This is a genomic window from Rhodosalinus sediminis (assembly GCF_003385555.1).
Classification (GTDB): Bacteria; Pseudomonadota; Alphaproteobacteria; order Rhodobacterales; family Rhodobacteraceae; genus Rhodosalinus; species Rhodosalinus sediminis.
Genome location: NZ_QOHR01000056.1, coordinates 1 through 3,362, shown reverse-complemented (window position 1 = coordinate 3,362; position 3,362 = coordinate 1). Strand labels below are relative to the sequence as shown.

Annotated in this window: 2 protein-coding genes; one reads left to right on the top strand and one right to left on the bottom strand. The window is 67.0% G+C overall.

From position 1 onward, the window contains the following. Positions 1-370: hypothetical protein (locus DRV84_RS15700; RefSeq protein ID WP_158547830.1), on the top strand; the 370-nt coding region annotated here is incomplete at its 5' end. Positions 371-495: 125 nt separating this feature from the next. Here the strand turns inward: DRV84_RS15700 and DRV84_RS14945 are convergent. After that, positions 496-3,342, bottom strand: a complete 2,847-nt coding sequence (locus tag DRV84_RS14945; protein WP_115982108.1) for a hypothetical protein — start codon at positions 3,340-3,342, stop codon at positions 496-498. Positions 3,343-3,362 lie beyond the last annotated feature (20 nt).

The window sequence follows — 3,362 nt, the reverse complement described above, 5'->3', positions numbered from 1 at the left end:
CGTGGCGCTCTCGCCGGTCGTCGGGGGCTGGCTCTACTTCGGCTACCGCCGCATCTCCTGCCACCCGATGTTTGCGAGCGGCGACGACGCCTGCGGGGCCGTGTCGACCATGGCCGCGCAGCACGCCACGGCGGCGGGTCAGCTGGTGCTGCCTTACCAAGAGATGCTCACGGAAAAATGGGTCGAGGTCGTGATCGTGGGCATCGCGGCGCTGCTCTGGGCGATCACCGTGGAGATGGTGGAGCGCTTCGGGCTGCGGCGGAGAGCTGGCGGCCGTAAAGGGCAGACACCTTGCGGGGGCGGCCCTGACCGAACAGGGTGCATGAACCCCAGTTCCCCGAGGGCAATGTGTTGCATAAAGGCAACATGACGATTTGAAATCCGCGGAGGTGGGGGCGAGGCCGTGTATAGCCACGCCCCTAGCTGGAAACCGAATGCCGGTCAGTCGCGGGGGGCCTTCTTAAGCCCCGTTCGGGGACAGATCGCTATAATATATTATAGCGTTTTGTCCCCAAAGTAACCGAGCCATGGGGCTTTTAAGGCCCCCCAGCCGACCGTCTCCGTGTCAGCTCCTTTACCCGCTTCCAGTTGCTCGATCCACGCGTTGACAGGCAGGTAGGTGATGCTGCCGGCGCCAATATGCTCGTGAGGCGGCGGCGCGAGGAAAATGTGACTGTGCTTGCGGGACTTGCCGGCGTTCTCGGCCATGAAGGCGAGCTGGTAGGTCGCCAGACGGACCGCCTGCGGCAGGCCGGACAACCACGTAGACGTCCGCAACTTGCTGCGTTGCAGGACCTTCTTGGCTTGCTCCGGTGTCTTCGCCAAGTCGGGCCGGAACTTTTGAAGCCCCACTGGCGTCGTGGGCAGGTTACCCGTTTGCAGGAACGCCCGCTCGAGGGTGTCGGGCATGATGTCGGCCATAGCGGCGAACCGGTCGACGGGAACCTCGGCGGGCAGGTTGCTCAACAGGAAGACGGGCCGGACGTGATCGGCGTGGACCAGCCGCAGCCGGCCCAGCGCCTGTATGGTTTCGGCCTCTCGCGTCTGCCGCAGCAAGGCGTCGATACGGGCGTCGGAGAACGCCCTGACATTCATGCCCGTCTCTGCGGCTGGATTGGTTGCCGACAGCACGTAGCCACGCTCCTGCGTCGGCAGGTTCTCATTTTGATCCGACTTGGCGAACTGCCCGCCCGCGTCGTGCTGCAGTGGCTCGTCGTCGTCCCAGAACAGGCCCCGCGCCAGCAGGTCGATCTCGGCGGGAGGCGGCATGTAGCGGCCGACGATATAGGCCACGGTGCAGTCCTTGCCGACGTTGCTGCCGCGTAAGGCCCCGAAATGCATGACCCGGACCGCCGGGTGGAGATCATCGCGCCCGCGCAGGCGCTCGGCGATCCGCTTGTAGGTGATGACGAGGGGGCGCTCGCCGTGCGCCGCGGCCGTGTTCACCATCAGCGCGAGATCGTCGACGCTCTGCCGGTCGCCGACCCAAGACTTCTGGCTCCCCACGCGATCGATCACCTGCGTGATGAAGGCCTGCTGGTGGATATCGATCCGGCGGACGTCGACCGGCCCGAGTATCTTCTCGAGGAGGACCGGGTCGCCGGTGGCGTCGAGGCAGAGCACGGCGGCGTCGTCGGGGATCGGGGGCGGCGTGACGTGGGCGATGCGGACGCGTTCGTTGTGCGGGTCGTAGACGAGGCGGCTCAAATGGTCGCGCCCCAGATCCATCTCGTCGGCGAGGATCTCTCTGACGGTGCAGAGCGTGCGGTGGAGATGCGCGTCTCCCTCCACCGACACCGCCCCCGTCTCCGTGCCGGTGAAGACCGTCGCGGGCCGGATACCCTCGAAGGACATCGCCCGCAGGTCCTCGGCCGTCACCCCGGCCTCGCGCAGGTCCGAAAGCGCCGGCCGGTTCTGCTCTAACGCGTCGAAGACGATGCGGCCCACGGGCGTTCCCGTCCCCGAGACCAGAAACTTCTTCAGCTGCGAGGGTGTGAGGAAGCTGGTGGCGTCGAGGACTTCGTCAAGAAAGGCCTCGTCGATGATCACCACGTGGGGATCTCTCTGCGGCGGGATCCGCGGCAGGCCGAGATAAGCGTGAACATAGATCCGCACGACGTTGCCGTGGCTGTCGTCCCCCCAGAGCTCGGGGTCGCTGAATTGCCCGATATAGGGGCAGGCGTCGTACTGGGCGCAGATCTCGCCGGTGTTCGATCTGCAGGCATTGTGGAAAATGCCCACGCCCGCCTCGCGGAGGCTGCGGACATAGTCCGGCCGGAGGCAGAGATCGGGGGCGTCGGGTCGATCGCTCAGGCGCGGGCGCACGTGGACGAGCTTGGCGTGGAACGGGCCGGGCAGGGCCTCGATCGCCTCCACGTACTCCTCGGCCAAGTCGTGGCGCGGCACGTAGATCTCGACCCTCTTGGCGAACGCCCCCGCGAGATAGCGCTGCAGGTGCGCGATCGTCTTCCGCGTCTTGCCCGCGCCGGGCGTGATCCGCAGCGCCATTCGGCCGCCCGCGTCCACGTCGCCGAAGAAGTCCGTCAGCGCGTCGTCGAGCCGCGCCTCGCCGGTCTCTTTGTCGACCGGGTCCATATCGTAGAACGGCCCCGCCGACGGTTGGGGCAGAATCGTGGGGTCATTGGCCTTGAAGGGGAAGGCGTCGCGGCGGACCTCCTCGAGACGCCGTTCGGCCTCGGCCTCCGCGTCGCTGTAGCTGTACCTGCCGTCGGAAAGGTCGGCCTCGGCGCTGAACCGCGCCCACGTCTGCCCCGCGATCTCGTCGACGGACAGGTCCTCCGGCCCCCGATCCCGTATCAGGGCGCGCGTCGCGTTGTTACTTTTGAGCAGCAGGAACCGTTCCCGGCCGTCGATGACGCGGTCGGTCGCGGGGTCTCGCACGATGGCCTGTGGATCGATCTGCCCGCCCATCACGCGGCGTCGGTGGATCCTCGGCTGGCCGTCTCCGCAGTCGGAGAGGCCGTCGGGGACGACGACCGTGTCGACGCTGCCGTCGGGGCGATACAGGCCCACGCGGTGGTCGATCGGATCGGCGACGCCGTCTTCGAGGCCGGGGTTCGCCGTGAGATGCACCTGCACTGGGTCGTAAATATTGAGATCGACCGGCGAGGACTTCAGCCACGCCTTCGCCTCCGCGTCGCTGACCGGCCTGTCGAGCCAATACCAGAGGTGGACGCGGACCCGCCCCTGCTCGAGGCCCATGCTGGCCGACCATTGAAAGACGCAGGCGGCATTCTGGAAGGCGGGCGGCAGGTGCGCGACGACGTGGGCGAGAGTGGCGTCGGCGTCAGTGTTCCCGTCCAGAACGGTGTCGGGTGTCAATCGGCATCCAAACGGGACCC